Origin of the sequence: Hydrogenophaga sp. (assembly GCF_050250835.1) — a bacterium.
GTDB lineage: Bacteria > Pseudomonadota > Gammaproteobacteria > Burkholderiales > Burkholderiaceae_C > Hydrogenophaga.
Window position 1 is genome coordinate 57,944 of sequence record NZ_JBFWNX010000017.1, and the last position, 24,394, is coordinate 82,337.

19 protein-coding genes are annotated in these 24,394 nt (G+C 64.5%); 17 read left to right on the forward strand and 2 right to left on the reverse strand.

Features of this window, described 5'->3' with window-relative positions; genetic code table 11:
- Positions 1–19: 19 nt before the first annotated feature.
- Complete coding sequence (locus AB7F11_RS18185; protein WP_428300272.1) at positions 20–1,552, reverse strand: protein adenylyltransferase SelO; 1,533 nt, start codon at positions 1,550–1,552, stop codon at positions 20–22.
- A gap of 110 nt (positions 1,553–1,662) precedes the next feature.
- Here AB7F11_RS18185 and AB7F11_RS18190 point away from each other — a divergent pair, with 110 nt between their 5' ends.
- The 7 genes from AB7F11_RS18190 (at position 1,663) to AB7F11_RS18220 (ending at position 11,065) form a co-directional block, all read left to right on the forward strand.
- A complete protein-coding gene (locus AB7F11_RS18190) occupies positions 1,663–4,146 on the forward strand; it encodes a response regulator (RefSeq protein ID WP_428300271.1) in 2,484 nt (827 codons plus the stop codon).
- A 110-nt stretch (positions 4,147–4,256) separates the two neighbouring features.
- Positions 4,257–5,885 (forward strand): 3-(methylthio)propionyl-CoA ligase, encoded by a 1,629-nt coding sequence (locus AB7F11_RS18195; protein WP_428300270.1) that lies wholly within the window; start codon positions 4,257–4,259, stop codon positions 5,883–5,885.
- A 137-nt stretch (positions 5,886–6,022) separates the two neighbouring features.
- Positions 6,023–7,258, forward strand: a complete 1,236-nt coding sequence (locus AB7F11_RS18200; RefSeq protein ID WP_428300269.1) for a branched-chain amino acid ABC transporter substrate-binding protein — start codon at positions 6,023–6,025, stop codon at positions 7,256–7,258.
- A 94-nt stretch (positions 7,259–7,352) separates the two neighbouring features.
- On the forward strand, positions 7,353–8,300 hold the full coding sequence (locus tag AB7F11_RS18205; RefSeq protein WP_428300268.1) for a branched-chain amino acid ABC transporter permease: 948 nt from the start codon (positions 7,353–7,355) through the stop codon (positions 8,298–8,300).
- A gap of 2 nt (positions 8,301–8,302) precedes the next feature.
- Entirely contained in the window at positions 8,303–9,598 is a 1,296-nt protein-coding gene (locus AB7F11_RS18210) for a branched-chain amino acid ABC transporter permease (protein WP_428300267.1), read from the forward strand.
- Complete coding sequence (locus AB7F11_RS18215; protein WP_428300266.1) at positions 9,595–10,368, forward strand: ABC transporter ATP-binding protein; 774 nt, start codon at positions 9,595–9,597, stop codon at positions 10,366–10,368. The genes AB7F11_RS18210 and AB7F11_RS18215 overlap by 4 nt, the downstream gene beginning before the upstream one ends.
- Position 10,369: 1 nt before the next feature.
- On the forward strand, positions 10,370–11,065 hold the full coding sequence (locus AB7F11_RS18220) for an ABC transporter ATP-binding protein (RefSeq protein ID WP_428290821.1): 696 nt from the start codon (positions 10,370–10,372) through the stop codon (positions 11,063–11,065).
- Here AB7F11_RS18220 and AB7F11_RS18225 read toward each other — a convergent pair.
- Complete coding sequence (locus AB7F11_RS18225; RefSeq protein ID WP_428300265.1) at positions 11,035–12,672, reverse strand: hybrid sensor histidine kinase/response regulator; 1,638 nt, start codon at positions 12,670–12,672, stop codon at positions 11,035–11,037. The two genes, AB7F11_RS18220 and AB7F11_RS18225, sit on opposite strands and share 31 nt — an antisense overlap.
- Positions 12,673–12,955: 283 nt before the next feature.
- Between AB7F11_RS18225 and AB7F11_RS18230 the strand changes: the two genes are divergently transcribed.
- The 10 genes from AB7F11_RS18230 to AB7F11_RS18275 all read left to right on the forward strand — a co-directional run.
- Entirely contained in the window at positions 12,956–15,067 is a 2,112-nt protein-coding gene (locus tag AB7F11_RS18230; RefSeq protein WP_428300264.1) for a 3-hydroxyacyl-CoA dehydrogenase NAD-binding domain-containing protein, read from the forward strand.
- A 15-nt stretch (positions 15,068–15,082) separates the two neighbouring features.
- Positions 15,083–16,258, forward strand: coding sequence for an acetyl-CoA C-acyltransferase (locus AB7F11_RS18235; RefSeq protein ID WP_428290818.1), 1,176 nt, complete (start codon positions 15,083–15,085; stop codon positions 16,256–16,258).
- 14 nt (positions 16,259–16,272) lie between these two features.
- Positions 16,273–18,132, forward strand: coding sequence for an acyl-CoA dehydrogenase (locus AB7F11_RS18240; RefSeq protein ID WP_428300263.1), 1,860 nt, complete (start codon positions 16,273–16,275; stop codon positions 18,130–18,132).
- A gap of 24 nt (positions 18,133–18,156) precedes the next feature.
- Positions 18,157–18,951, forward strand: a complete 795-nt coding sequence (locus tag AB7F11_RS18245; RefSeq protein ID WP_428290816.1) for an SDR family oxidoreductase — start codon at positions 18,157–18,159, stop codon at positions 18,949–18,951.
- Positions 18,952–19,094: 143 nt separating this feature from the next.
- Positions 19,095–19,523, forward strand: coding sequence for a PaaI family thioesterase (locus tag AB7F11_RS18250; protein ID WP_428300262.1), 429 nt, complete (start codon positions 19,095–19,097; stop codon positions 19,521–19,523).
- A gap of 9 nt (positions 19,524–19,532) precedes the next feature.
- Positions 19,533–20,549: an NADP-dependent oxidoreductase gene (locus tag AB7F11_RS18255; protein WP_428290814.1), complete on the forward strand. Its 1,017-nt coding sequence runs from the start codon at positions 19,533–19,535 to the stop codon at positions 20,547–20,549.
- Positions 20,550–20,560: 11 nt separating this feature from the next.
- Positions 20,561–22,204: an isovaleryl-CoA dehydrogenase gene (locus tag AB7F11_RS18260; protein WP_428290813.1), complete on the forward strand. Its 1,644-nt coding sequence runs from the start codon at positions 20,561–20,563 to the stop codon at positions 22,202–22,204.
- A gap of 113 nt (positions 22,205–22,317) precedes the next feature.
- On the forward strand, positions 22,318–23,253 hold the full coding sequence (locus AB7F11_RS18265; RefSeq protein ID WP_428290812.1) for a glutathione S-transferase family protein: 936 nt from the start codon (positions 22,318–22,320) through the stop codon (positions 23,251–23,253).
- Positions 23,250–23,714 carry a GNAT family N-acetyltransferase gene (locus tag AB7F11_RS18270; protein ID WP_428300261.1) on the forward strand — a complete coding sequence of 155 codons (465 nt, stop codon included), beginning with the start codon at positions 23,250–23,252 and terminating at the stop codon, positions 23,712–23,714. Before AB7F11_RS18265 ends, AB7F11_RS18270 begins: the two co-directional genes overlap by 4 nt.
- A 24-nt stretch (positions 23,715–23,738) precedes the next feature.
- Positions 23,739–24,394 (forward strand): SDR family oxidoreductase (locus AB7F11_RS18275; RefSeq protein ID WP_428300260.1); only part of this gene is annotated, 656 nt, incomplete at its 3' end.

Below are 24,394 nucleotides of genomic sequence, written 5' to 3' on the forward strand. Positions count from 1 at the left end.
GGTCTCCTCGTGCATGGGGTCAGGATGAACAGCTGATCTCGATCTGGCCGGCCCATTCGGGCGGGAACGCCGCCAGGTCGTCTTGGCCCGGAAGCGCTTCAAATGGGCGCTCCAACGCATTCTGCAACCGCGCGAGCTCACTGAAGTCGCCTTCCCTGGCCCGTTGAATGGCGATTTCACCCAGGTGGTTGCGCAACACCACCTGAGGATTGGTGCGAAGCATCCGGGCTTGCGTGGTGGTGGCGTCGAAGCCTGGCTGAGCGAAAAGACGCTCGCGCCATCGCGCCGCCCAGGCGTCGAACGCCTCGCGCTGGAGGAAGAGGTCGCGAACAGCTTCCCGTCCGGGCTGAGCTTGTCGAAGCCCTTCATCAGGCTCAGCACGAACGGAAGTGACGGCGTGACTCAGTCGCCGCCAGAAAATGGTGAAATCCACGGCGTCCTGCGCCATGAGTTTCATCAGGCCTTCGGTCAGCTCGGCATCGCCGTCCTCAACCTCGACCAGACCCAGCTTGGCATTCATGCGCCGTTGCAGCGCCGCCGGCATGATGGCCTTGTAGGGCTCCAGCGCGTCCAGCGCCTGCTGCTGGTCGTCCATCAGCGGCAGCAGCGCCTGGCCCAGAGCAAACAGATTCCAGTAGGCGATGTTGGGCTGGCGGTTGTAGGCATATCGGCCGCCGGTGTCCGAGTGATTGCAGATATGGCCTGGGTTGAACGCATCGAGAAACTGGAACGGCCCGTAGTCGATGGTCAGCCCCAGGACGCTCATGTTGTCCGTGTTCATCACGCCGTGGCAGAACCCCACGGACTGCCACTGCGCCACCATCTCGGCGGTGCGCGCACTCACCGCTTCGAGCAGCGCGGCATAGGGGCTGCCGGGTGCGTCCCGGCAGGCCGGATAAAAGCTGTCGATCACGAAATCGGCCAGGGTGCGCAGCTGCTCGTGCTGACCGGTGTGCGAAAAGTGCTCGAAGTGCCCGAAGCGGATGAAGCTGGGCGCCACGCGAGTGACCACGGCTGCGGTCTCGATGGTCTCGCGGCGCACCGGTGCGGGCGAGCCCGTGACGCACAGCGCCCGGCTGGTCGGAATGCCCAGCGCATGCATGGCTTCACTGCACAGAAACTCGCGGATCGAACTGCGCAACACCGCACGCCCGTCGCCCATACGGGAATAGGGCGTGAGACCTGCACCCTTGAGCTGCACCTCCTGCGGACCGCTGGCGGTGCCCACCTCGCCGAGCAGGATGGCGCGGCCATCGCCCAGTTGACCCGCCCAGTGGCCGAACTGGTGCCCGCTGTAGACACTGGCCAACGGCTCCGAGCCAGCGATGGCGCAGTTGCCGGTGAAAGCTTCCAGCGCCTCGGGAGAGTTCATCCACGCGCGATCCAGGCCCAGCAGGTCAGCCACCGCCAGGGAGGCGCCCACCCATTGCGGCGCGGGCAGGGGCGTGGGGTGGAGTCGGGTGAAGAAAGCCTCTCCCAGCTGGGCAAAGCGGTTGTGCCAATTCAGGCCCAGGTCCAGGGTGGCGGCGGGCGCATCAATCTCGGATGACATCGAAAGATTTTCCGTTTCCTGGGTTAACCCCGCTGTGACAAGGCCAAGGAGTGGCGAGAATAGGTGAAAATTAGTGCATTGGTACTATTTGGAAATCGAAAGAAGAGGCAATGAAAGTGCTGCGTGACTGGGTGGACCGCCATCGCCGATACCACCATCTGGATCCCCGAATGATCCGCTATGCCGCCACCCTGGCGCTGGTGTGCTATCCGTTGTTCTATCTGCTGCGTTTCACCCAGTCTTCCCCAGGGTACGACGACTGGGCGCTGCGGCTGATCGCCATGGCGGCTTGCCTGCTAATGCTTTTGCATGACCGCTGGCCCAGCGCGCTCAAGCCGCATTTCCACCTTTTCATCTGGGTCGCGCCGATCTACTGCCTGCCATTTCTTTTTGTGTTCACGTCGCTCAAGAACGGCGGCGGCCCAGCGGCGGTGGCCAACACCCTGATGGCCGCCTTCTTCACCGTTTTGCTGACCGACCGCCGCAACGCGATGGTGATGCTCGTGATCGGCTTCACCTCGGCCTTTGCCGCCTATTGGGTGACCGATCCCCATCCACAGATCCCGTTGGACTATGTGGCGCGGCTGCCCGTGCTGTTGCTGGTGGTGGCTGGAGCAGCTCTTTTCAAACATGGTCTGGAGCGTGCCGTGACCATCAGGGTGCGCCAGCGGTATGGCGCGCTAGCAGGCTCCATTGCCCACGAGATGCGCAACCCCCTCGCGCAGCTGAAGCAATGTCTGGAGGGCATTGAACGAGGATTGCCCTCACCCACGGCAGGCCAGTCGCCGCAAGCGCTGACGGGTGAATGTCTTGACGGGCTCTACAGCCACGTCGCCCAGGGCGAACTGGCGGTGCAGCGAGGCTTGCAAATCATGGCCATGACACTGGAAGAAGTCCAGGCCAGGCCCATCAGACCCGAAAGCCTGGGTCTTTTGCGGGCTGGTGAAACCTGCGCCCGGGCGGTGCAGGAGTACGGCTACGAAAACGCCACCCAACGCTCTCATGTGAGCCTGCGGGTCGAGTGCGACTTCGTCTTTCGAGCGGACGAGACGGCGTTCCTGTTTGTGTTGTTCAATCTGATCCGGAATGCGTTGGCCAATCCTGGCGTGCGGGTGCAGATCGTCGTGGACGCGGGGCGGGTGGACGTTCGCGACGACGGCCCCGGCATTGCACCCGAAGTGCAGGCGCGGTTGTTTCAGCCGTTTCACACCCAGGGCAAGACCGGTGGCACAGGTCTGGGCCTGGCCTACTGCTGGCGTGTGATGAAGGCCTTCGGCGGCAGCATCAGCTGCTCGTCCTATCCAGGTCGTCCGACCTGTTTCCGGCTCACGTTGCCATTGGCCAGTGCGGCCCAGCGAGAAACCGAGCGCAAGACCGCCCTGGCCAAGGCGCGTGCGCTGTTCGATGGCCGGCGCCTGTTGGTGGTGGACGCCGATGCCGGCGCGCGTTTTCTTACGCGTCACAAGCTCGCGTTTTTCGGCGCCGTGGTGGACGAATGCGCCGACGGGGAGCAGGCCCTGCTTCTTCTGGCGCAACAGCAGTACGACCTGATCATGCTCGACCTCCACCTGCCTGGCCTGGACGGTTACGCCCTGACCGAACGCATTCGCGCAGGCCATGCAGGCATCGACCCGAACCTGTGCGTGGTGGCCTATTCCGGCGAGCCGGTGGTGGTGGCTCAGATCAAAGCGCGCAAGGCGTCCATGGACGGCTTTGTATCCAAGCCGAGCGAGCAGGGGGCCTTGCTGCTGGCGCTGTGCCGTGCCATGGAACGGGCGCTGGCGCGCGATACCGGGCAACAGCCACCGCTCCTGGCCGGACGCGCCGTGCTGCTGGCGGACGACAACGCCTACATCCGGCAGACCGTGGCGGCCTCCTTGCGGCATGCGGGCGTGGCGGTGGTCGAGGCCGACAGCGGACACTCGGTGTTGTCCAGGCTTGCCACCATGGACCGCTGCGATGCCATCCTGCTCGACATCGAAATGCCCGGAATGAATGGCCTGGAAGCAGCTCGCGCGATCCGAGCCAGCGCCATGGCCTGGCAGCGCGCGCCCATCATCATGCTCTCGGCGCATTCCGGTTCTGACATCCTGGAAGAGGCCCGGCGCGCTGGCGCAGACGATTTCCTGACCAAGCCCTTCAACCTGGCCACCGTGCAAGCGAGGTTGCAGGCGTTGTCGTTTTCAAGCCCGCCGCCGCCCCGCGAACTGGAGCGAGCGAGCCGGCTGGAGGCTGCCGCAAACCAACTGCTCGACATCAAGCGGCTCGACAACTACCGCCGCATCGGCGTGCTGGATGAACTGGTGGTCGACTACCTGCCAGCCATCGAGCGGTTGCTGGACAGCGTGGAGGTGGCTGCTCAGGCCGGTGACATGAAAGCCTGTTGCGAGGCCCTGCATTCGCTGGTGGGCATGAGTGGAGAGCTGGGCGCCCTGGCGCTGCACCGATTCGCACGCAAGTGCTACATCCCGCTGGTGGAACAGGAGCGCTGGCCGGACCCGGCGGACTGGGTGACCGCGCTGCACACGCTTGCTGCCAGGACGCGGCAGGCTCTGGACACGTGCGCGGCATCTGCCGTGCTGGCGAAGGCCTGAAAGCCCGCGCAGCGCCCGGTCTGGCTGTTTCCTCCGGGACAACCCGCCCCATGGCGGCTCGGCGTGAGGGCTAACATGGCCGGATCGTTCCAACCGTTACGGAGACCTCCATGCTGGGCCAGATGCAGAGCCAACCCCTGCTCATTTCTTCACTGATCGAGCACGCCGAGCGGCACCACGGCGAGGGCGAAATCGTCTCGCGCCGGGTCGAAGGCGACATTCACCGCAGCAACTGGCAGGAGGTGGCCCGCAGATCCCGGCAGGTGGCCAACGCGCTGGAGGGCCTGGGCCTGCCCATGGGCGATCGCGTGGCCACCCTGGCCTGGAACGGCTACCGGCACCTGGAGCTGTATTTCGGCGTGAGCGGCACCGGCCGCGTGCTGCACACGCTCAACCCGCGTCTGCACCCCGACCAGCTGGTCTGGATCGTCAACCACGCGGAAGACCGTGCGCTGTGCTTCGACCTGAGCTTCCTGCCGCTGGTCAAGGCCGTGGCGGAACGCTGTTCCACCGTCAGGCACTGGATCGCGCTGTGCGACGCGTCGGCGCTCCCGGCCGACAGCGGCATATCCGGCCTGCTGAGCTACGAAGCCTGGATTGGCTCACAACCTGACACCTGCACCTGGCCCACGTTCGACGAGAACAGTGCCTCCAGCATGTGTTACACGAGTGGCACCACCGGCAATCCCAAGGCGGCGCTGTATTCGCACCGCTCCACGCTGCTGCATGCCTACGGGGCGGCGTTGCCCGATGCCATGGGTCTGTCGGCGCGCGACAGCGTGTTGCCCGTGGTGCCCATGTTCCACGTCAATGCCTGGGGCATTCCCTATTCGGCCGCAGCCACTGGCTGCAAGCTGGTCTTCCCAGGCCCGGCGCTGGATGGAAAGTCGGTCTATGAGCTGATCGAAGCCGAGAAGGTGAGCATGGCCGCCGGCGTGCCCACGGTGTGGCAGATGCTGCTGGGCCACTTGCAGGCTGGTGGCCTGAAGTTCAGTACCTTGAAGCGCACCGTGATCGGCGGTTCGGCGTGTCCGCCAGCCATGATCAACGCCTTCAACGACCAGTACGGGGTGGAAGTGCTGCACGCCTGGGGCATGACGGAGATGTCGCCCCTGGGTACGGTCTGCACGCTCAAGAACGCCCAGCTTTCTCTGCCTTCGGACCAGCAGCTCAAGGTGCGCCTGAAGCAGGGCCGCGCCATTTTCGGCGTGGACATGAAGATCGTCGACGAGGCGGGGCAGGAATTGCCCTGGGACGGCAAGACCTACGGCGATCTTCTGGTGCGCGGCCCATGGATCATCGCGAGCTACTTCAAGGGTGAGGGCGGCGACCCGCTTCGTGACGGCTGGTTCCCCACCGGCGACGTGGCGACCATCGACGCCGATGGCTTCATGCAGATCACCGACCGCAGCAAGGATGTGATCAAGTCCGGCGGCGAATGGATCAGTTCGATCGACGTGGAGAACATTGCCATGGCCCACCCGGCTGTGGCCATGGCAGCTTGCGTGGGCATGGCCCACCCGAAGTGGGACGAACGCCCCATCGTGGTGGTGGTGAAGAAACCAGGTGCCGAGTTGACACGCGAGGAACTGCTGGCCTTCTACGAGGGCAAGATCGCCAAGTGGCAGGTGCCCGACGACGTGGTGTTCGTGGATGCCATACCGCTGGGTGCCACCGGCAAGATGCAGAAGATGACCCTGCGCCAGCAACTCAAGGGCTACGTGCTGCCGCTCGCGTGAGCCCTGCATCCAGGCGCACCGGACGGCCGGCACCGGTGCAGTCGCCCGCGCGATAGCCCCTAGGGGCTATCCCTGAGAGGTGAGAACGGGCTGGCTTGTAAGCTGTGCGTCGACCTCAACCCCAACCGGAGACAGACATGCACTTCGCCATCAAGAGCCTCACCGCCGCGTCCCTGATCGCCTGCGCCCTTGCGGCACATGCCCAGAAGGGTGAAACCGTCAAGATCGCGTTCATGGATCCGCTCTCCGGCCCGTTCGCCAACGTCGGGCAGAACCAGCTCAAGAGTTGGCAGTTTGCCGCCGAGAAGCTGTCCGGCGCCAAGAACCCGGCCGGGGTGACCTTCCAGGTGGTGGGCTTTGACAACAAGGGCTCGCCGCAGGAAAGCCTGAACACGCTCAAGGCCGCAATTGACCAGGGTTTTCGCTACGTCACGCAGGGCAACGGATCGGGCGCCGGCCTGGCCATTCTTGACGCCGTGGCCAAGCACAACGAGCGCAATCCTGGCAAGGAGGTCATCTATCTGAACTACGCGGCGGTGGACCCCGCCATGACCAACGAGAAGTGCGATTACTGGCATTTCCGCCTGGACGCCGACACCACCATGAAGATGGAGGCGCTCACCACCTTCATGAAAGACCAGCCCAAGGTCAAGAACGTGTATCTGCTCAACCAGAACTACTCGCACGGCCAGCAGGTCGCCAAGTATTTCAAGGAAGGCATCAGTCGCAAGCGCCCTGACGTGAAAATCGTGGGCGAGGATCTGCACCCCATCGGCCAGGTGAAGGACTTCGCGCCCTACGTGGCCAAGATCAAGCAGTCTGGCGCCGACACCATCGTCACCGGCAACTGGGGCGCCGACCTCACGCTGTTCGTCAAGGCCCTCAACGACGCCGGCCTGAAGCTGCCGATGTACACCTACTACTCCGGCGTCACCGGCACGCCCACCGCGCTGGCCGCTGGCGGCGAGGGAGAGGTCTATGTGATCGCCTATGGCCATGCCAACCACAGCGGCGACCTTGGCAAGATGGCCGCCGAGTTCAAGAAGAAGTTCAACGACGACTACTACACCTACGCCACTTACAACGGCATCAACCTTCTCAGCGCGGCCATTGCCAAGGCCAAGAGCAGCAACCCGGTGAAGGTGGCTGCGGCCATGGAAGGCCTGTCGGTCAAGAGCTTCGCTGGCGAGGTCACCATGCGCAAGAACGACCACCAGCTGCAGCAGTCCATGTTTGTCACCAAGTGGCAGAAGGTCGATGCCAAGAACCCCTACAGCGTGGAAAACACTGGCTTCACCTTCGCACCCATCAAGCAGATGGACCCTTACGTGGCCAGCACGCCCACCAGCTGCCAGATGAAGCGACCGTCCTGAGGTTCTCCGTTCGGGCTGAGCCTGTCGAAGCCCGTTCGCCCGTCGATGCGATCAGGGTGAACGGGCTTTTTTGTTTCCACTGCCTGCACTCCTCATGGAATTCTTCACCATCTTCCTGCTCAACGGCCTGAGCTACGGGCTCTTGCTGTTCATGTTGAGTTCAGGCCTCACGCTGATCTTCAGCATGATGGGCGTGCTCAACTTCGCGCACGCCAGCTTCTACATGCTCGGCGCCTATTTCGCCTACAGCACCACCGAGTTCATCGGCTTCTGGCCGGCGCTGCTGGTCGCGCCACTGCTGGTGGGCCTGCTCGGCGCGGTGTTCGAGAAATACTGCCTGCGGCGCGTGCACAAATTCGGCCACGTGCCCGAGCTGCTCATCACCTTCGGCCTGAGTTTCATCATCCTGGAGATGGTGCAACTGATCTGGGGAACCAGCTCGGTCGACTACCGCGTACCGGCCGAACTCTCCGGTCCGCTGTTCACCATCTTTGGCACTCAGTTCCCCATGTACCGCGGCTTCATGATGCTGGTGGCGGTGCTCATGCTCGTCGCCATCTGGCTGCTGCTCACCCGCACGCGCATCGGCCTGGTCATTCAGGCCGCACTCACGCACCCGGAGACCGTTGAGACACTGGGCCACAACGTGCCGCGGGTGTTCATGCTGGTGTTCGGCGGTGGCGCCGCGCTGGCCGGCCTGGCCGGTGTGATCGGGGGCAACGCCTTCGTGACCGAGCCCGGCATGGCCGCCACCGTCGGCTCGGTGATCTTCGTGGTGGTGGTGGTGGGCGGCATGGGTTCGCTCTCGGGTGCCTTTGTCGCTTCGGTGCTGATAGGCGTCATCCAGACCTTTGCCGTGGGCATCGACAAGGCGCTGGTGGATCTGCTGCAGGTGGCGGGCGTCACGCTCACGCCCGAGACCTTCGGCTGGGCACTGTGGAAACTCAAGATCAGCCAGATCGCACCCATCCTGCCTTACGTGTTCCTGGTGCTGATCCTCATCTTCCGTCCCAAGGGCCTGCTCGGAACGCGGGAGGGCTGAACATGTCGAACCATCAACACTACCAATTCAAGCCCTTCAACGTTGGCCGCTGGATCGTCTGGGGCCTGTTTGCACTGGTGCTGCTGGTCGCGCCGCTGATCTTCACCAGCAGCCTGAGCCAGACCATGCTCAGCCAGATGGGCATCGCCATCATCGTCTGCCTGTCCTACAACATGCTGCTGGGGCAGGGCGGCATGCTCAGCTTCGGCCACGCGGTGTATTCCGGCCTGGGCTCGTTCCTGGCCATTCACACGCTCAACCTCGTGAGCAACGGCCAGTGGCCCATTCCCGTGAGCCTGATCCCCATCGCCGGCGGTCTTGCAGGCGTGGCGTTTGCCCTGGTGTTCGGCTGGGTCACCACCAAGAAGGCAGCCACGCCGTTTGCCATGATCACACTGGGCATCGGTGAACTGGTGTACGCCATGTCGCTGATGTTTCCCGAGTTCTTTGGTGGGGAAGGTGGCATTGCCGGCAACCGCGTCACCGGCGCGAGGCCCATGGGCATCAGCTTCGGGCCTCAGATCCAGCTCTACTACCTGATCGCGGTCTACACATTCGTCTGCACCGGGCTCATGTACGCCTTCACGCGCACCCCGCTGGGGCGCATGCTCAACGCCGTGCGCGACAACCCGGAGCGCGTCGAATTCGTGGGCTACAACACCCAGGTGGTGCGCTACCTGGCGTTTGTCATCGCCGCGTTCTTCGCCGGAATCTCGGGTGGCCTGGCTGCACTCAATTTCGAAATCGTCACCGCCGAAGTGGTGGGCGGTGCGCGTTCCGGCGCCTACCTGCTGTTCACCTTCCTGGGTGGAGCCACCTTCTTCTTCGGTCCCATCATCGGCGGCATCCTCATGGTGCTGGCCTTTGTGCTGCTCTCGGAGTTCACCAAGGCCTGGCTGCTCTACCTGGGCCTGGTCTTCCTGTTCATGGTGATGTACGCACCCGGCGGCGTGGCCAGCCTGATCATGATGAACGTGCGCGTGGCCGCCTTCGGCATGTTGCGGAGGGTGTGGACGAGTTACCTCGCACTGGGCTTGCTGGCGCTGGTGGTGCTGGTGGGTGCAGGCGCCATGATCGAAATGGTCTACCACCTGCAACTCAATGCGGCCCTGGGTGATGAACTCCAGTTTCTGGGCGCCACGCTGAATGCCCGCAGCGCCAACAGCTGGTTCGGCTCGCTGTTCGTGATGCTCACGGGCCTCGGCCTGTTCGAACTGGCTCGGCGCCAGTTCCTGCGCGAATGGCACGACATCCAGGTCGATATCGAACAGGAAATCAAGCGCAGGGAGGCGCTATGACCCAGACACCGGCATTGGAACTTCGCGACCTGCGCAAGCGATTCGGCAAGACCGAGATCATCCGGGGCGCCAATCTCGTCGTGAACCCGGGCGAGCGGGTGGCCATCATCGGCCCCAACGGCGCGGGAAAGTCCACCCTGTTCAACCTGATCTCGGGCCGCTTCGAACCCACCAGCGGAGACGTGCTGCTGGCGGGCCAGCGCATCAACGGCATGAAGCCCTACCAGATCAACCGCCTGGGCCTCTCGCGCAGCTTCCAGATCACCAACATCTTTCCCAAGCTCAGTGTGTTCGAGAATCTGCGCTGCGGGGTGCTCTGGAGCCTGGGCTACAAGTACACGCTGTTCCGCTTCCTGGCCGACCTCGACGACGCCAACGATCGTGCGGAGCAACTCATGGAGATGATCCGCCTGGACCGCAAGCGCGACGTTCTGGCCATGAACCTCACCTATGCCGAGCAGCGAGCGCTGGAAATAGGCATCACCATCGCAGGCGGCGCCCACGTGATCCTGCTCGACGAGCCAACGGCCGGCATGAGCAAGAGCGAGACCAGTCGCTTCATCGACCTGATCCGCGAAGTGACGGTGGGCAAGACCCTGTTGACCGTGGAGCACGACATGGGAGTGGTCTTCGGCCTGGCCGACCGCATCGCCGTCGTGGTCTATGGTGAGGTCATCGCCTTCGACACGCCCGAAGCCGTGCGCGCCAACGCACGCGTGCAGGAAGCCTACCTGGGCACCATCGCTGAACAACAGGCGGCAGGACACTGACATGCTCGACATCAACAACCTGCACGCCTACTACGGCAAGAGCCACGTGCTGCACGGAGTCACGTTCCAGGTGGGTCCCGGCGAGATCGTGGCCCTGCTCGGGCGCAACGGCTCGGGCCGCTCCACCACCGCCAAGGCCATCATGGGCCTGGTCGAAGGCACCGGCCACGTAAGCTGGAAAGGCCAGGAGATTCTGGGCAAGAAACCGTTCGAGATCGCCCACCTGGGCATCGGGCATGTGCCCGAGAACCGCGACATCTTTCCCCGAATCACGGTGCACCAGAACCTCATGCTTGGCCAGAAGGGCAATGGCAAGGGTTCGCGCTGGGGCTTCGACGACATGTACGCCATGTTCCCGCGACTCAAGGAACGCCAGCACACGGAAGCGGGCGTGCTATCGGGCGGCGAGCAGCAGATGCTCACGCTGTGCCGAACGCTCATGGGCGATCCGGATCTCATCATCATCGACGAGCCCACCGAGGGCCTGGCGCCCAAGATCGTGGAACTGGTCGGTGAATACCTGCAAAAGCTCAAGTCGCGCGGCGTGGCGGTGCTGCTGATCGAACAGAAGCTCACCATCGCCATGAGCATTTCCGACCGGGCACTGGTGATGGGCCACGGCAGCATCGTGTTCCAGGGCACGCCCGAGAGCCTGCGCGCCGATCCCTACACCCGCAAGGAATGGCTGGAGGTATGAGGCAACTGCCGTCGGGGCCCGACGCCAAGTGCGAGCCGCAGCGCCTCGACGTCGATGGGCTTGGCCAGCACACCCTGCATGCCGGCCTCGCGCGCTGCGGCCCGCACCGACGGCGAGTCGTTGGCCGTCAGCGCATACACGGGCACCCGCGCTGCTGGACCGGGCAGTGCCCTGAGATGCCGGGTCGTTGCCATCCCGTCCAGACCGGGCATGTTCACGTCCATCAGCACCACGTCCGGAACCGTGCCGGCCTGCAACATGTCCAGCGCCTGCTGGCCGTGCTCGGCCTCAAGCACTTCCAGGCCGAGATCGCGCGCCAGCGCTCGTGCCACCGTGCGGTTGAGGCACTGGTCGTCGACGATCAGCACAGTCCGGCCAGCCGGAACGGGCATCGCGGCCAAATCTGCAGGCAGCACCCCGGGCGCCGGGCAGCGGGGAAAATGGAATGTGAACTCGGTAAAGCGGCCTAGTTCCGACCGGCATTGGATGTCTCCGCCGAAACTTCGCATCACTCGGCGGCAGAACGGGAGCCCCAGGCCAGTGCCCTCGATCTTGCCCAGCGTCTTGAAACCCTTGAAGAGATGGTCAAGCAACTCAGGTTCGATGCCCGGACCTGTGTCGTGAACCAGGATGCAAGGCGAGGGCGCCGCCCGAACCGTGATGCAGACCTCCATGTCAGGGTGAAGCGGCAGGTAGTAGAGCGAGTTTTTCAACAAGTTGAACAGCAGCAACTCGAAGGTCGTGACCTCTCCCCGAAACGCGAAGTCCTGCTCAACGTTCAGTCGCACGCGCTGCTGGGCATTTACCGAGTCGTACGCGTACTCGTCAATGGCTTTGCCCACGCTGCGGGCGGCCCAAAGCCAGCCGAGTTCGGTCTGAACGGGTTGTGCGCCGCGGACCTGCTGGAGCGTGATGTTGATGGATTGCAGGCAACGGTGGATGGCGGCATGGCCTTGCTGGACGGCTCGCGACGCCTCGGAGGCAGCGGGCACTTCGGCATCAATGCGCCGCAGCACATGTTGCACCTGGGCCAAAGGAGTACGCAGTTCATGAGCGATGGAGCCCGCGAGGCTGGCGTACGTGCGCATGCGTTCGAGCTCGGCGCGTTTCTCCGCGTACCGGGCCGCGCTGCCACTGGCCACGAGCACGCCACACAACGGCATCCACCAGAGAATGAAGTCGATCGGCATGCTGGGGGCGTCAGCAGTGAGCCAGTAGACCGTTGCGCTGGTGAGGTAGCCGCCCGCCAACATGGCGATGGTGTTTCGCCAGTCCGTCAACAGGATGATCAGCACGACGCTCAACACGATGTTCGCCACCGCGGGGGTGGTGGCCTTGTTGTGCATCAGGGAGAACGGCAGCAGGAAGACGAGGCAGTAGAAGATGGAGACGTATGAGTAGGCAAGGTAAAACCTCTGCATGGGCTCGGGCCACCATTTGCGCAGTGCAAGCACGACACAAAGGAAGACCGCGGCACCTCGCCATGCGAGATCGTCGTACATCACCGGGAAGTGGTGTGTCTCTCGCAGCAGGTAGAGCAACGGAAAGGCGACTGCGCCGATCACCCCCATCCAATCCAGGAGCCTCCCGGTGGCCTCGTGGTGCATCTCGTATCGAGCGTAGAGCGCTCTGGGCCATTTCCGCATCGTGGTCCTTGCAAACAAATACTACCTTCGTGCTAATTATGGAGGTGCGACCTTTCCTCTTTGGCATCGCTGCCTGGCGAAGGCTGACGGTCGCGGATGGTCTTCCCGATGGCATGTCCCACCTGAGACAAACCCCTCTGTCCCAACGCACGACAGCACCCCTAGAATCGAACGATCGTTCTTTTCGACGAAGAGCGTCACAGTCAACGCCCGTCAAGACAGCCAATACAACGAAGGAGCTTCCATGACCGCTGAGTACAAGGTTCACGGCGACGTTGCCGTCATCACCATGAACAACCCGCCGGTCAACGGCCTGGGCTTGTCGACCCGACAGGGCATTGCGGCGGGGCTGGAGAAGGCCGAGGCCGATCCGGCGGTCAAGGCGATCGTGCTCACCGGCGCCGGCAAGGCGTTTTCGGGTGGAGCCGATATTCGCGAGTTCGGCTCGCCCAAGGCGCTGGCCGAGCCGAACCTGCTCTCGGTGATTCTGGCGGTGGAAAACGCGTCCAAGCCGGTGGTGGCGGCGATCCATTCCGTGGCCATGGGCGGTGGGCTGGAGCTTGCGCTGGGCTGCCACTACCGCATCGCTGCGCCCGGCACCAACGTGGCTTTGCCCGAAGTGAAGCTGGGCCTGATCCCCGGGGCCGGTGGCACGCAGCGCCTGCCTCGTGCGCTGGGTGTGGAGCCCGCACTCAACATGATCGTGAGCGGCGAGGCCATCAAGAGCGAGATGCTGGCGCAGGTGCCCGGCCAGATGCTGTTCAACAAGCTGGCCGCCTCGCCGGAGAGCCTGGCGGAGGAAGCCCTGGCCCTGGCCCGCGAGATGGCCGCGAAGCACGCCGAGGGCAGCGCGCTGCCCAGGGTGCGCGACCTGCCCTGCAAGCATCCGAAGGGCGACGCCTACTTCCAGTTTGCGCGCAACATGGTCAAGGGGATGTCGAAGAACTTTCCCGCGCCCGCCAAGTGCGTGGACGCGGTGGAATCGGCCACGAAGAAGAAGTTCGACGAGGGCATGGCCTTTGAGCGCGAGATCTTCATCAACCTGATGTGGACGCCCGAGTGCCGCGCGCTGCGCCACCTGTTCACCGCCGAACGCGCTGCCAGCAAGATTCCCGATGTCCCCGAAGACACGCCCAGGCGCGAGATCGCCTCGGTGGCCATCATCGGCGCCGGCACCATGGGTGGCGGCATCGCCATGAACTTCCTCAACGCCGGCATCCCCGTGAAAATCCTGGAAATGAAACAGGAAGCGCTGGACCGTGGCATCGCGACCATCCGCAAGAACTACGAAGCCCAGGTGAAGAAGGGCAAGCTCAAGCAGGACAAGTACGAACAGCGCATGGCCTTGTTGACCACCACCTTGAGCTACGACGACATCGGGTCGGCCGATCTGGTGATCGAGGCCGTGTTCGAGGACATCGGCGTGAAGGAAACGGTGTTCAGGGAACTCGACCGCGTGATGAAGCCGGGGGCGATCCTGGCGTCCAACACCTCTACGCTGGACGTGAACAAGATCGCCTCGTTCACCAAACGCCCGCAGGACGTGGTGGGCCTGCACTTCTTCAGCCCGGCCAACGTGATGAAGCTGCTGGAGGTGGTGCGCGGCGACAAGACCGCGAAGGACGTGATGGCCACCGTGATGGCCGTGGCCAAGAAAATCAAGAAGACCGCTGTGGTCTCCGGCGTGTGCGATGGTTTCATTGGCAACCGCATGATCGAGCAGTACGGTCGCCAGGGCGGGTTTTTGCTGGACGAAGGCTGCACGCCCGAGCAGGTGGACAAGGCGATGGAAAAGTTTGGCATGGCCATGGGCCCCTTCCGCATGGGCGATCTGGCCGGCAACGATATCGGCTGGGCGATCCGCAAGCGCCGCTACCAGGAAAAGCCGGACATGAAGTACAGCAAGACCGCCGATCTGCTGTGTGAGAAAGGCCGCTTCGGGCAGAAGACCGGCGCCGGCTGGTACGACTACGTGCCCGGCAAGCGCGATGCGATTCCGAACGCCGAGGTGGTCAGGATGATTGAAGATCATCGCAAGGCCCTGGGCATCACGCCGCGCAAGATCGCCGACGAGGAGATCGTGCAGCGCCTCGTGTATGCGCTGGTGAACGAAGCCGCGCACATCCTGGAAGAGGGCATCGCCAACAAGGCCAGCGACATCGACGTGGTCTACATCTTTGGCTACGGCTTCCCCGCTCACCGGGGCGGCCCCATGATCTACGCCGACACGGTGGGTCTGTTCAACGTGGTGCAGAGCATGAAGCGCTTCGCGAGAAACCCGCTGGACGACGCCAAGTTCTGGGAGCCCGCGCCGTTGCTGACCCGTTTGGTCGCCGAAGGCAAGTCCTTCAACTGAATCAGGAGAATTTTCATGACCAACGCCGTCATCGTTTCCACCGCCCGCACGCCCCTGGCCAAGAGCTGGAAGGGCGCTTTCAACATGACCCACGGTGCCACGCTCGGCGGCCATGCGGTGCAGCACGCCGTGCAGCGCGCCGGCATCGAAGCCGCCGAGGTGGACGACGTCATCATGGGCTGCGCCAACCCCGAGGGCGCCACCGGCGCCAACATCGCACGCCAGATCGCGTTGCGCGCCGGCCTGCCCATCACCACTTCGGGCATGACGGTGAACCGCTTCTGTTCGTCAGGCCTGCAGACCATCGCCATGGCCGCCCAACGCATCATCGCTGGCGAAGGCGATGTGTTTGTGGCTGGTGGCGTGGAGAGCATTTCTTGCGTGCAGCAGGAGATGAACACCCACATGATTGCCGACCCCTGGCTGGTGGCGAACAAGCCCGAGATCTACTGGAACATGCTGCAGACCGCCGAACAGGTGGCCAAGCGCTACAACATTGGCCGCGATGCGATGGACGAGTACGGCGCCGCCAGCCAGCAGAAGGCCACTGCCGCGCTGGAAGCCGGTCTTTTCAAAGCCGAGATCGCCCCCATCACGGTCACCGCCGGCGTGGCCGACAAGGTCATGGGCCTCACCACCAGGCAGGTCACGGTGGAGAATGACGAAGGCATTCGTGCAGGCACCACCAAGGAAGGCATCAGCGGCATCCGCCCCGCCATTCCCGGCGGCGTGATCTCCGCCGGCAACGCCAGCCAGTTCAGCGATGGCGGCGGTGCCTGCGTGCTGATGAACGAAACCCTGGCCGAAAAGCGCGGCCTGCAACCCCTGGGGCGTTTCCTCGGATTTGCGGTCGCCGGATGCGAGCCGGATGAAATGGGCATCGGCCCGGTGTTCGCCATCCCCAAGGTGCTTGCGCGCCTGGGTTTGAAGGTCGGCGACATCGACCTCTGGGAACTCAACGAAGCTTTCGCGGTGCAGGTGATCTACTGCCGCGACAAGCTGGGCATTCCGGGCGATCGCCTGAACGTGAACGGCGGTGCCATTGCGGTGGGCCATCCTTATGGCGTGTCAGGCCAGCGCCTGACCGGCCACGCGCTGATCGAGGGCAAGCGCCGTGGTGCCAAACGCGTCTGCGTGACGATGTGCATCGGCGGTGGCATGGGTGCAGCAGGCATTTTCGAAGTTCTTTGACACTGGGGCGCAACATGACTCTGCGCCCGACCGTAGACTTCCTGCTGCACGACTGGCTGCACGTCGAGACGCTGCAGCAGCGCGAGCGTTTCGCCGATCACAGCCGCGAGACTTTCGACGCGGTGCTGGACACCTGCGAGCGCATCGCGCGGGAGAAATACGCCCCCTTCAACCGCCTGGTGGACACGCAGGAACCTCACTTCGACGGCGAAAAGGTGATCTTGCCGCAGGCCACGCACGACGCGCAGAAGGCCTATGCCGAGAGCGGCATGCTCAGTGCCGCGCAGGACTACGAGGTGGGTGGCATGCAGTTGCCCTACACGGTGGAGGCCGCTGCCAACGCGTTTTTTGCCATGGCTTCGGTCAGCATTGGCAGTGGCATGCTCACCACCGGCAATGCCAATTTGCTGATGGCGCATGGCACCGACGCGCAAAAGAGGGTGTTCGCGCTCAACGAATTCAGTGGGCGCTTCTCCGGCACCATGTGCCTGTCCGAGCCGCAGGCCGGTTCGTCGCTGAGCGATGTGACGACCCGCGCCGTGCCCGATGGCGCCGATTTCGAGAGCGACCCCCTCGGCCCGCGCTACCGGCTCAAGGGCAACAAGATGTGGATCTCGGCCGGCGAGCATGAGCTCACCGAGAACATCATCCACCTGGTGCTGGCCAAGATACCGGACGACAGCGGCAAACTTGTGCCCGGCACGCGCGGCATCTCGCTGTTCATCGTGCCCAAGAAGATGGTCAATTCGCAGGGTGAACTGACCGGCGAGCGCAACGACGTGGCGCTGGCAGGTCTGAACCACAAGTGCGGCTGGCGGGGCACCACCAACACGCTGCTCAACTTCGGTGAAGGCAAGTACCCCGTGCCTTCGACTGGCTCAGGCCCTTCGACTGGCTCAGGACGAACGGGGGAGGGCGCCATTGGCTACCTGGTGGGCCAGCCGGGCAAGGGCCTGCACTGCATGTTCCACATGATGAACGAGGCCCGCATCGGCGTGGGCCTGGCCGCCACCATGCTGGGCATGGCCGGCTACCACGCCAGCCTGGACTATGCGAAGAACCGACCTCAGGGTCGTCCGATGGGGCCGGCCGGCAAGGACCCGGCGCAGCCGCCGGTGCGCATCATCGAACACGCAGACGTGAAGCGCATGTTGCTGGCGCAGAAGTCGTATTGCGAAGGCGCGCTGGCGCTGGAACTGTTTTGCGCACGCCTCGTGGACGAGCAGCACACGGCCGCGGCCGCCGAGGCAGACGACGCACGACTTCTGCTGGAGGTGCTGACGCCCATTGCCAAGAGCTGGCCCAGCGAGTGGTGCCTGGAGGCCAACAGCCTGGCGATCCAGATCCATGGCGGCTACGGCTACACGCGCGACTTCCCGGTGGAGCAGTACTGGCGCGACAACCGCCTGAACATGATTCACGAAGGCACGCACGGCATCCAGGCCATGGACTTGCTGGGCCGCAAGGTGCTCATGGAAGGTGGCAAAGGCCTTTCGCTGCTGGCTGCGCGTATCAACGCCACCATCGAGCGCGCCATCCAGATTCCCGAGTTCGCGCCACACGCCAACGCACTGGGCCAGGCACTGGCACAGGTGGGAGCGGCCACCAAGGCCGCCTGGGCCACGGGCGAGCCCACCGATGCGCTGGCCAACGCGGTGCCGTACCTGCAGGCCTTTGGCCACATGGTGCTGGCCTGGGTGTGGCTGGACGTGGCCCTGGCCGCGCGCGCCGCGCCGGAATCGAACGCCCGCACCGGCCGCCTGGCGGCAATGCGTTTTTTCTTTCACTACGAACTGCCCAAGGTGGGTGCCTGGTTGCAAGTGGTGAGCCGCCGCGACCAGACCTGTGCCGAACTGCCCGAAGACGCCTTCTAATCACACAACCCTCAGGAGACCCACATGACCATTCGCACCGTCCAGCAACTCTTCGACCTCAAGGGCAAGACCGCACTGATCACCGGTGGCTCACGAGGCCTGGGCCTGCAGATGGCGCATGCGCTGGGCGAGGCGGGCGCGCGCGTGCTGGTGAGTTCGCGCAAGGCCGAAGACCTGGAGAGCGCCACCGCCGAGCTGCAGGCTGCCGGGATTGACGCGCGCTGGTTCGCTGCCGACTGCTCCAGGGAAGAAGACATCCACCGGCTGGCCGATGAAAGCCTGCAGCGGCTGGGCGACATCGACATCCTGGTCAACAACGCGGGCGCCGCCTGGGGCGCACCGGCCGAAGACCACCCCGTGGAAGCCTGGGACAAGGTGATGAACCTCAACGTGCGCAGCTATTTCATCCTGAGCCAGGTGATCGCCCGACGCAGCATGATCGCGCGCAAGCACGGCCGCATCATCAACACCGCCTCCATCGCCGGGCTGGGCGGCAACCCCTCGGGCATGAACACCATTGCATACAACACCTCCAAAGGCGCGGTGATCAACTTCACCCGCGCGCTGGCCACCGAATGGGGCCGGTACGGCATCACCGTCAACGCCATCTGCCCGGGCTTTTTCCCCAGCAAAATGACGGCGGGCACGCTCAAGGCGATGGGAGAAGACAAGCTCGCCGCCCACGCACCGCTGCGCCGTCTGGGCGACGACGAAGACCTGAAGGGGCTGACCGTGCTCTACGCGTCCGACGCGGGCAAGCACATCACCGGCCAATGGCTGGCAGTGGATGGCGGCGTCAGCGTGATCACGGGCGGATGATTCAAACTCACCGTTGCGGATGATTCAAAACCACCGTTGCGGATGATTCAAAACCACCGTTCGGGCTGAGCCTGTCGAAGCCTTGCCAGCACTTTGGTGGGCCCTTCGACAGGCTCAGGGCGAACGGATACTGTAGGCAACTCATGGATTTTTCCGTTCGCATCCCGTTCGTTGAACTGCTGGGCTTCAAGCTGCTCCGCATGGACAGCGGCGAGGCCGAGATCGCGTTCCACCCCTCCGGCGACCACCTGAACTCCTTCGACGTGGTGCACGGCGGTGCAAGCATGACCTTGCTTGACGTGGTCATGGCCCACGCCGCACGCTCGGTGCAGCAGGACCAGGGAGCCATCACCATCGAGATGAAGACCAGTTTCATGCGCGCGGCCAAGGGTCCGCTGCTGGCCTCTGGCCGCATCCTGCATCGCACCGCCACCCTGGTCTTCACCGAGGGCAGCATTTCCGACGCCACTGGCAAGCTCTGCGCTCACGCCACCGGTACCTTCAAGCTCGTGCCGCGCCTGCCGACCGGGCCGGGCAGCACCCAGCCACTCAACCGCATTTCCACCGACTAGGAGTCACCCATGCCCACCAACCACCAGATCCTGCTCGACAACCGCCCACAGGGTGAAGCCACCGTGACCAACTTCAAGCTGGTCAGTGTGCAGACGCCTGCACTCGCAGATGGCCAGGTGCTGGTTCGACATCACTTCCTGAGCCTCGACCCCTACATGCGCGGCCGCATGAACGACAGCAAGAGCTATGCCGCATCGCAACCGTTGGGCGAAGTGATGATCGGCGGTACCGTGGGCGAGGTGGCCGAATCGAAGCACCCCAGGTTCCAGCCCGGCGACAAGGTGGTGGGCATGGGGGGCTGGCAGGAGTACAGCGTGGTGGACGCCGGCCAGCCTGGCGCGCTGCGCAAGGTCGACACCACCCACGTGCCACTCTCGCACTACCTGGGCGCGGTGGGGATGCCGGGCGTGACCGCCTGGTACGGCCTGGTGAAGATCATCAACCCCAAAGCGGGCGATACGGTGGTGGTGAGTGCGGCCACCGGCGCCGTGGGCAGTGCCTTTGGTGCGCTGGCCAAGGCGCGCGGCTGCCGTGCGGTGGGCATCGCGGGTGGACCGGACAAGTGCAAGTACGCGGTGGAAGAACTCGGCTTCGACGCGTGCATCGACTACAAGCAGCACAAGGACGCCTACTCGCTGGCCAAGGCGCTCAAGGACGTGTGTCCGAAGGGCATTGACGGCTACTTCGAAAACGTGGGCGGCATGGTGCTCGATGCCGTGCTGTTGCGCATGAATGCCTTTGGCCGCATTGCCGTGTGCGGAATGATCGCCGGCTACGACGGCCAGCCGATGCCCCTGGCCAACCCGGCGCTGATCCTGGTGAACCGCCTCAAGGTCGAGGGTTTCATCGTCAGCGAACACATGGAAGTTTGGCCCGAAGCGCTCGCCGAGCTGGGCACCCTGGTGGGCACCGGCAAGCTGCGTCCGCGCGAGACCGTGGCGCAGGGTATTGCTTCGGCGCCTGAAGCGTTCCTGGGTCTGCTCAAAGGCAAAAACTTCGGCAAGCAACTCGTCAAGCTGATCTGAAGGAGGGCGCCATGGCCGCCGCCACGCATGAGGTCTTCAACCAGCCTGCGCCGCTGGTGGATGTGAACCTGTTCGCGATCAATCGGCCCATGCAGGCGGCGCTGCGGTTCAATGCGCCTGCGCTGGACAGTGCCCCGTTGCAGGCCTTGGGCCAGGTGGTGGGGAGCGGCGGAATGCAGACGCATGCGAGGCTGGCCAACGTGCACACGCCGCAGTTGAAGACCCACAGCCGGTTCGGGCACCGCATCGACCAGGTGGAGTTTCACCCCAGCTACCACGCGCTGATGACGGAGGCGGTGAGCGCCGGCCTGCATGGCACGCCGTGGGCGAAAGGCGCCGCAAACCCTCACTTGCTGCGCGCCGCTGGCTTCATGCTGTTTACCGAGCTCGAGCCTTCGATTTTGTGCCCCGTCTCCATGACCTACGCGGTCGCCCCCGCACTCAAGGACAACCCGGCCATCTACCAGGACTGGGCGCCCGGCCTCACCAGCCGCGCCTACGACCCCGCGCTCAAGGTCTGGCGGGACAAGCCGGGTCTCACCATGGGCATGGGCATGACCGAGAAGCAGGGTGGCTCGGACGTGCGTGCCAACACCACGCGCGCGGAACCCGACGGGACCGACACCTGGGGCCAGCGCTTCACCGTTACCGGCCACAAGTGGTTTTTCTCTGCGCCCATGTGTGACGCCTTCCTGATTCTGGCGCAGACGAAAAACGGCCTGAGCTGCCTGTTCCTGCCGCGTGTGCTGCCGGATGGTTCGATGAACCAGCTCTTCATCCAGCGCCTCAAGGACAAGCTGGGCAACAAGGCCAATGCGAGTTCCGAGGTGGAGTTCGTCGGCGCCACGGCGTGGCTGGTGGGCGAGGAAGGGCGCGGAGTGCCGCAGATCCTGGCCATGGGCACCATGACGCGTCTGGACTGCGCGCTGGGCACCAGCGGGCTGATGCGCCAGGCACTGTCCATTGCGCTGAACCACACCACACAGCGCCAGGCGTTTGGCAAACGGCTCATCGACCAGCCTTTGATGAAGAACGTGCTGGCCGACCTGGCGCTCGAATCCGAGGCCGCCACCGCGCTGGCGCTGCGCCTGGCGCGAAGTTTCGACCGGCTGGGCGACCCGCACGAACAGGTGATGAACCGCCTGCTCACGCCCGTGGCCAAGTTCTGGATCTGCAAGCGCGGCAGCCATTTCGCGCAAGAAGCCATGGAATGCCTGGGCGGCAACGGCTACGTGGAAGAGGGCGGTGAAGGCATCATGGCGCGCATCTACCGCGAGATGCCACTCAACTCCATCTGGGAAGGGGCGGGCAACATCATGGCGCTCGATTTGCTGCGCGCCTTGCGCAAGGCGGATGCGGCCGAGGCGCTGGCGCACGAACTGGCGCCGGCGCGCGGCATGCACCACGCGCTGGACCACCTCGCCGATCGACTGCCCCTCCGCGTGGCCGAGATGGCCACCGAAATGGAGGCCCGCCGCCTCGCGCAGGACGTGGCGCTGGCGGTACAGGCCGCTCTCCTCGCTCAAACCGCGCCACCTGAGGTGTTCGGCGCGTTTTGCGATTCCCGGCTCGATGGCCAGTGGGGCCACAGTTTTGGTTCTCTGGGTTCGGGCACCGACTTCGACGCCATTCTGGAGCGGGCGCAACCCACATGAACACCCCGATTCCCGTTCGGGCTGAGCCCGTCGAAGCCACCGCCCGCACTTCGGCAAGCCCTTCGACTGGCTCAGGGCGAACGGGCACTCAACCTCCCGGAGACAGCTGAACCATGTCCGACCTCATCCTCCACCACTACGCTTCCTCCCCGTTTTCCGAAAAGGCCCGCCTCATGCTGGGCCACAAGGGCCTGGCCTGGAAGGGCGTGAGCATTCCGCGCATCATGCCCAAACCGGATGTGATCGCGCTCACCGGTGGCTACCGCCGCACGCCCTTCCTGCAGGTGGGCGCGGACATCTATTGCGACACCGCGCTGATCGCTGATGTGCTGGAGCACCGCCAGCCCGAACCGACGCTGTACCCGGCCCACCACAAAGGCGTTGCGCGCGTGCTGGCGCAGTGGGCCGACAGCACGCTGTTCTGGGCCGCCATGGCCTACAACCTCAGCCCCAAGGGCGCGGCGGCGCTGTTTGCCGGCCAGCCGCCGGAAGCGGCCCAGGCCTTCGCCGCCGACCGCGGCGCCATGCGCGGTGGCATGACCAGCCTGCGCCCGGGTGATGCCACGGCCGCCTACCGCAGCTACCTGCGCCGCCTCTCCACCATGGTCGAGGAACAGCCCTTCCTGCTGGGTCATGCCCCCTGTGTGGCCGACTTCGCGGCTTACCACCCGCTGTGGTTCAGCCGCGTGGTCAACCCGGCGATGGCCGGCATTCTGGATGCCACGCCGCACGTGATCGACTGGCTGGACCGCATGGCGCAGATCGGCCATGGACAGATGAGCAAGCTCACGTCCACCGAGGCCATCGCCGTTGCGGCGGCGGCCGAGCCAGCGCCTCTGACCGACGATGTTTTCCAGGACGAGCACGGCATTGCCCTGGGCAGCCGCGTCACCGTGAACGCTGAAGCCTTCGGCCAGGAGCCCACCGAAGGCATCCTGCGCGCGGCCACGCGCACGCGCTTCACGCTGGAGCGCACCGACGAACGTGCAGGCCGCCTGCACGTGCACTTCCCGCGCATCGGTTTCGTGTTGAGGGAAGTGCGCGCTTGAGTCCCACCGAATCCATCACCTGGCGCAGCCTGCCTTTCGATGCCCTGCATGCCCGCACGCTCTACCGCCTGCTGCAGTTGCGAACCGAGGTGTTCGTGATGGAGCAGAACTGTGCGTTCCAGGACATGGATGGTGCCGACACGGCCTGCTTTCACCTGCTGGGCGAATCCGCTGATGGGTCGCTGCTGGCCTATGCCCGCCTGGTGCCTGCCGGACTCAAGTTTTCAGAGGTGAGCATCGGCCGCGTGATCAGCGCACAGGCCGCGCGCGGCACGGGCATTGGCCACGCGCTCATGCGCGAGGCAGTTCGCGCCGCGCACCACCTGTGGGGTGTTCGGCCCATCCGCATCGGCGCACAGGCTCGGCTGCAGGCGTTCTATCGGCAACACGGCTTCGAGCCAGCGAGCGGCATTTACCTTGAAGACGGCATCGACCACATCGAGATGTTGCGAGCCGCCTGAGCTTTCCATTCAAAGGAGACACCCATGATTCAGAATTTCAAGGGCAAAACTGCCGTGCTGACCGGCGCCGGATCGGGGTTCGGCCTGGAGTGCGCGCGCATCGGCGCGGGGCTGGGCATGAACCTGGTGCTGGTGGACGTGCAGCAGGATGCACTGGACAAGGCCGAAGCCGAGATTCGCGCCACGGGCGTTCGGGTGCTTGTGCGCCGCGTGGATGTGTCGGACCAGGCGCAGATGGAGGCCCTGGCGGCCGACGTGCAGAAGACCTTTGGCGCACCGCACTTCGTCTTCAACAACGCAGGCGTGGGCTCGGCCGGCCTGATCTGGGAAAACTCCGTCCAGGACTGGGAGTGGGTGCTGGGCGTGAACGTCTGGGGCGTGATTCACGGCGTTCGTCTGTTCACCCCCATGATGCTGGCCGCCGCCAGGGCCGACCCCACCTGGCGTGGCCACATCGTGAACACCGCCAGCATGGCCGGCCTGCTCACGCCACCCAACATGGGGATCTACAACGTGAGCAAGCACGCCGTGGTGAGCCTCACCGAAACGCTCTACCAGGACCTGAAGCTCGTGAGCGACCAGCTCAGCGCCAGCGTGCTCTGCCCGTATTTCGTGCCCACCGGCATCAGCCAGAGCCACCGCAACCGGCCGCAGACGATGGCCGACGAGAAGCCCACGCA

Excerpts from the sequence above, each read along its gene's own strand:
- AB7F11_RS18185 (WP_428300272.1), bottom strand. The coding sequence starts at position 1,552 with ATGTCATCCGAGATTGATGCGCCCGCCGCCACCCTGGACCTGGGCCTG.
- AB7F11_RS18190 (WP_428300271.1), top strand. The coding sequence starts at position 1,663 with ATGAAAGTGCTGCGTGACTGGGTGGACCGCCATCGCCGATACCACCAT.
- AB7F11_RS18195 (WP_428300270.1), top strand. The coding sequence starts at position 4,257 with ATGCTGGGCCAGATGCAGAGCCAACCCCTGCTCATTTCTTCACTGATC.
- AB7F11_RS18200 (WP_428300269.1), top strand. The coding sequence starts at position 6,023 with ATGCACTTCGCCATCAAGAGCCTCACCGCCGCGTCCCTGATCGCCTGC.
- AB7F11_RS18205 (WP_428300268.1), top strand. The coding sequence starts at position 7,353 with ATGGAATTCTTCACCATCTTCCTGCTCAACGGCCTGAGCTACGGGCTC.
- AB7F11_RS18210 (WP_428300267.1), top strand. The coding sequence starts at position 8,303 with ATGTCGAACCATCAACACTACCAATTCAAGCCCTTCAACGTTGGCCGC.
- AB7F11_RS18215 (WP_428300266.1), top strand. The coding sequence starts at position 9,595 with ATGACCCAGACACCGGCATTGGAACTTCGCGACCTGCGCAAGCGATTC.
- AB7F11_RS18220 (WP_428290821.1), top strand. The coding sequence starts at position 10,370 with ATGCTCGACATCAACAACCTGCACGCCTACTACGGCAAGAGCCACGTG.
- AB7F11_RS18225 (WP_428300265.1), bottom strand. The coding sequence starts at position 12,672 with ATGCACCACGAGGCCACCGGGAGGCTCCTGGATTGGATGGGGGTGATC.
- AB7F11_RS18230 (WP_428300264.1), top strand. The coding sequence starts at position 12,956 with ATGACCGCTGAGTACAAGGTTCACGGCGACGTTGCCGTCATCACCATG.
- AB7F11_RS18235 (WP_428290818.1), top strand. The coding sequence starts at position 15,083 with ATGACCAACGCCGTCATCGTTTCCACCGCCCGCACGCCCCTGGCCAAG.
- AB7F11_RS18240 (WP_428300263.1), top strand. The coding sequence starts at position 16,273 with ATGACTCTGCGCCCGACCGTAGACTTCCTGCTGCACGACTGGCTGCAC.
- AB7F11_RS18245 (WP_428290816.1), top strand. The coding sequence starts at position 18,157 with ATGACCATTCGCACCGTCCAGCAACTCTTCGACCTCAAGGGCAAGACC.
- AB7F11_RS18250 (WP_428300262.1), top strand. The coding sequence starts at position 19,095 with ATGGATTTTTCCGTTCGCATCCCGTTCGTTGAACTGCTGGGCTTCAAG.
- AB7F11_RS18255 (WP_428290814.1), top strand. The coding sequence starts at position 19,533 with ATGCCCACCAACCACCAGATCCTGCTCGACAACCGCCCACAGGGTGAA.
- AB7F11_RS18260 (WP_428290813.1), top strand. The coding sequence starts at position 20,561 with ATGGCCGCCGCCACGCATGAGGTCTTCAACCAGCCTGCGCCGCTGGTG.
- AB7F11_RS18265 (WP_428290812.1), top strand. The coding sequence starts at position 22,318 with ATGTCCGACCTCATCCTCCACCACTACGCTTCCTCCCCGTTTTCCGAA.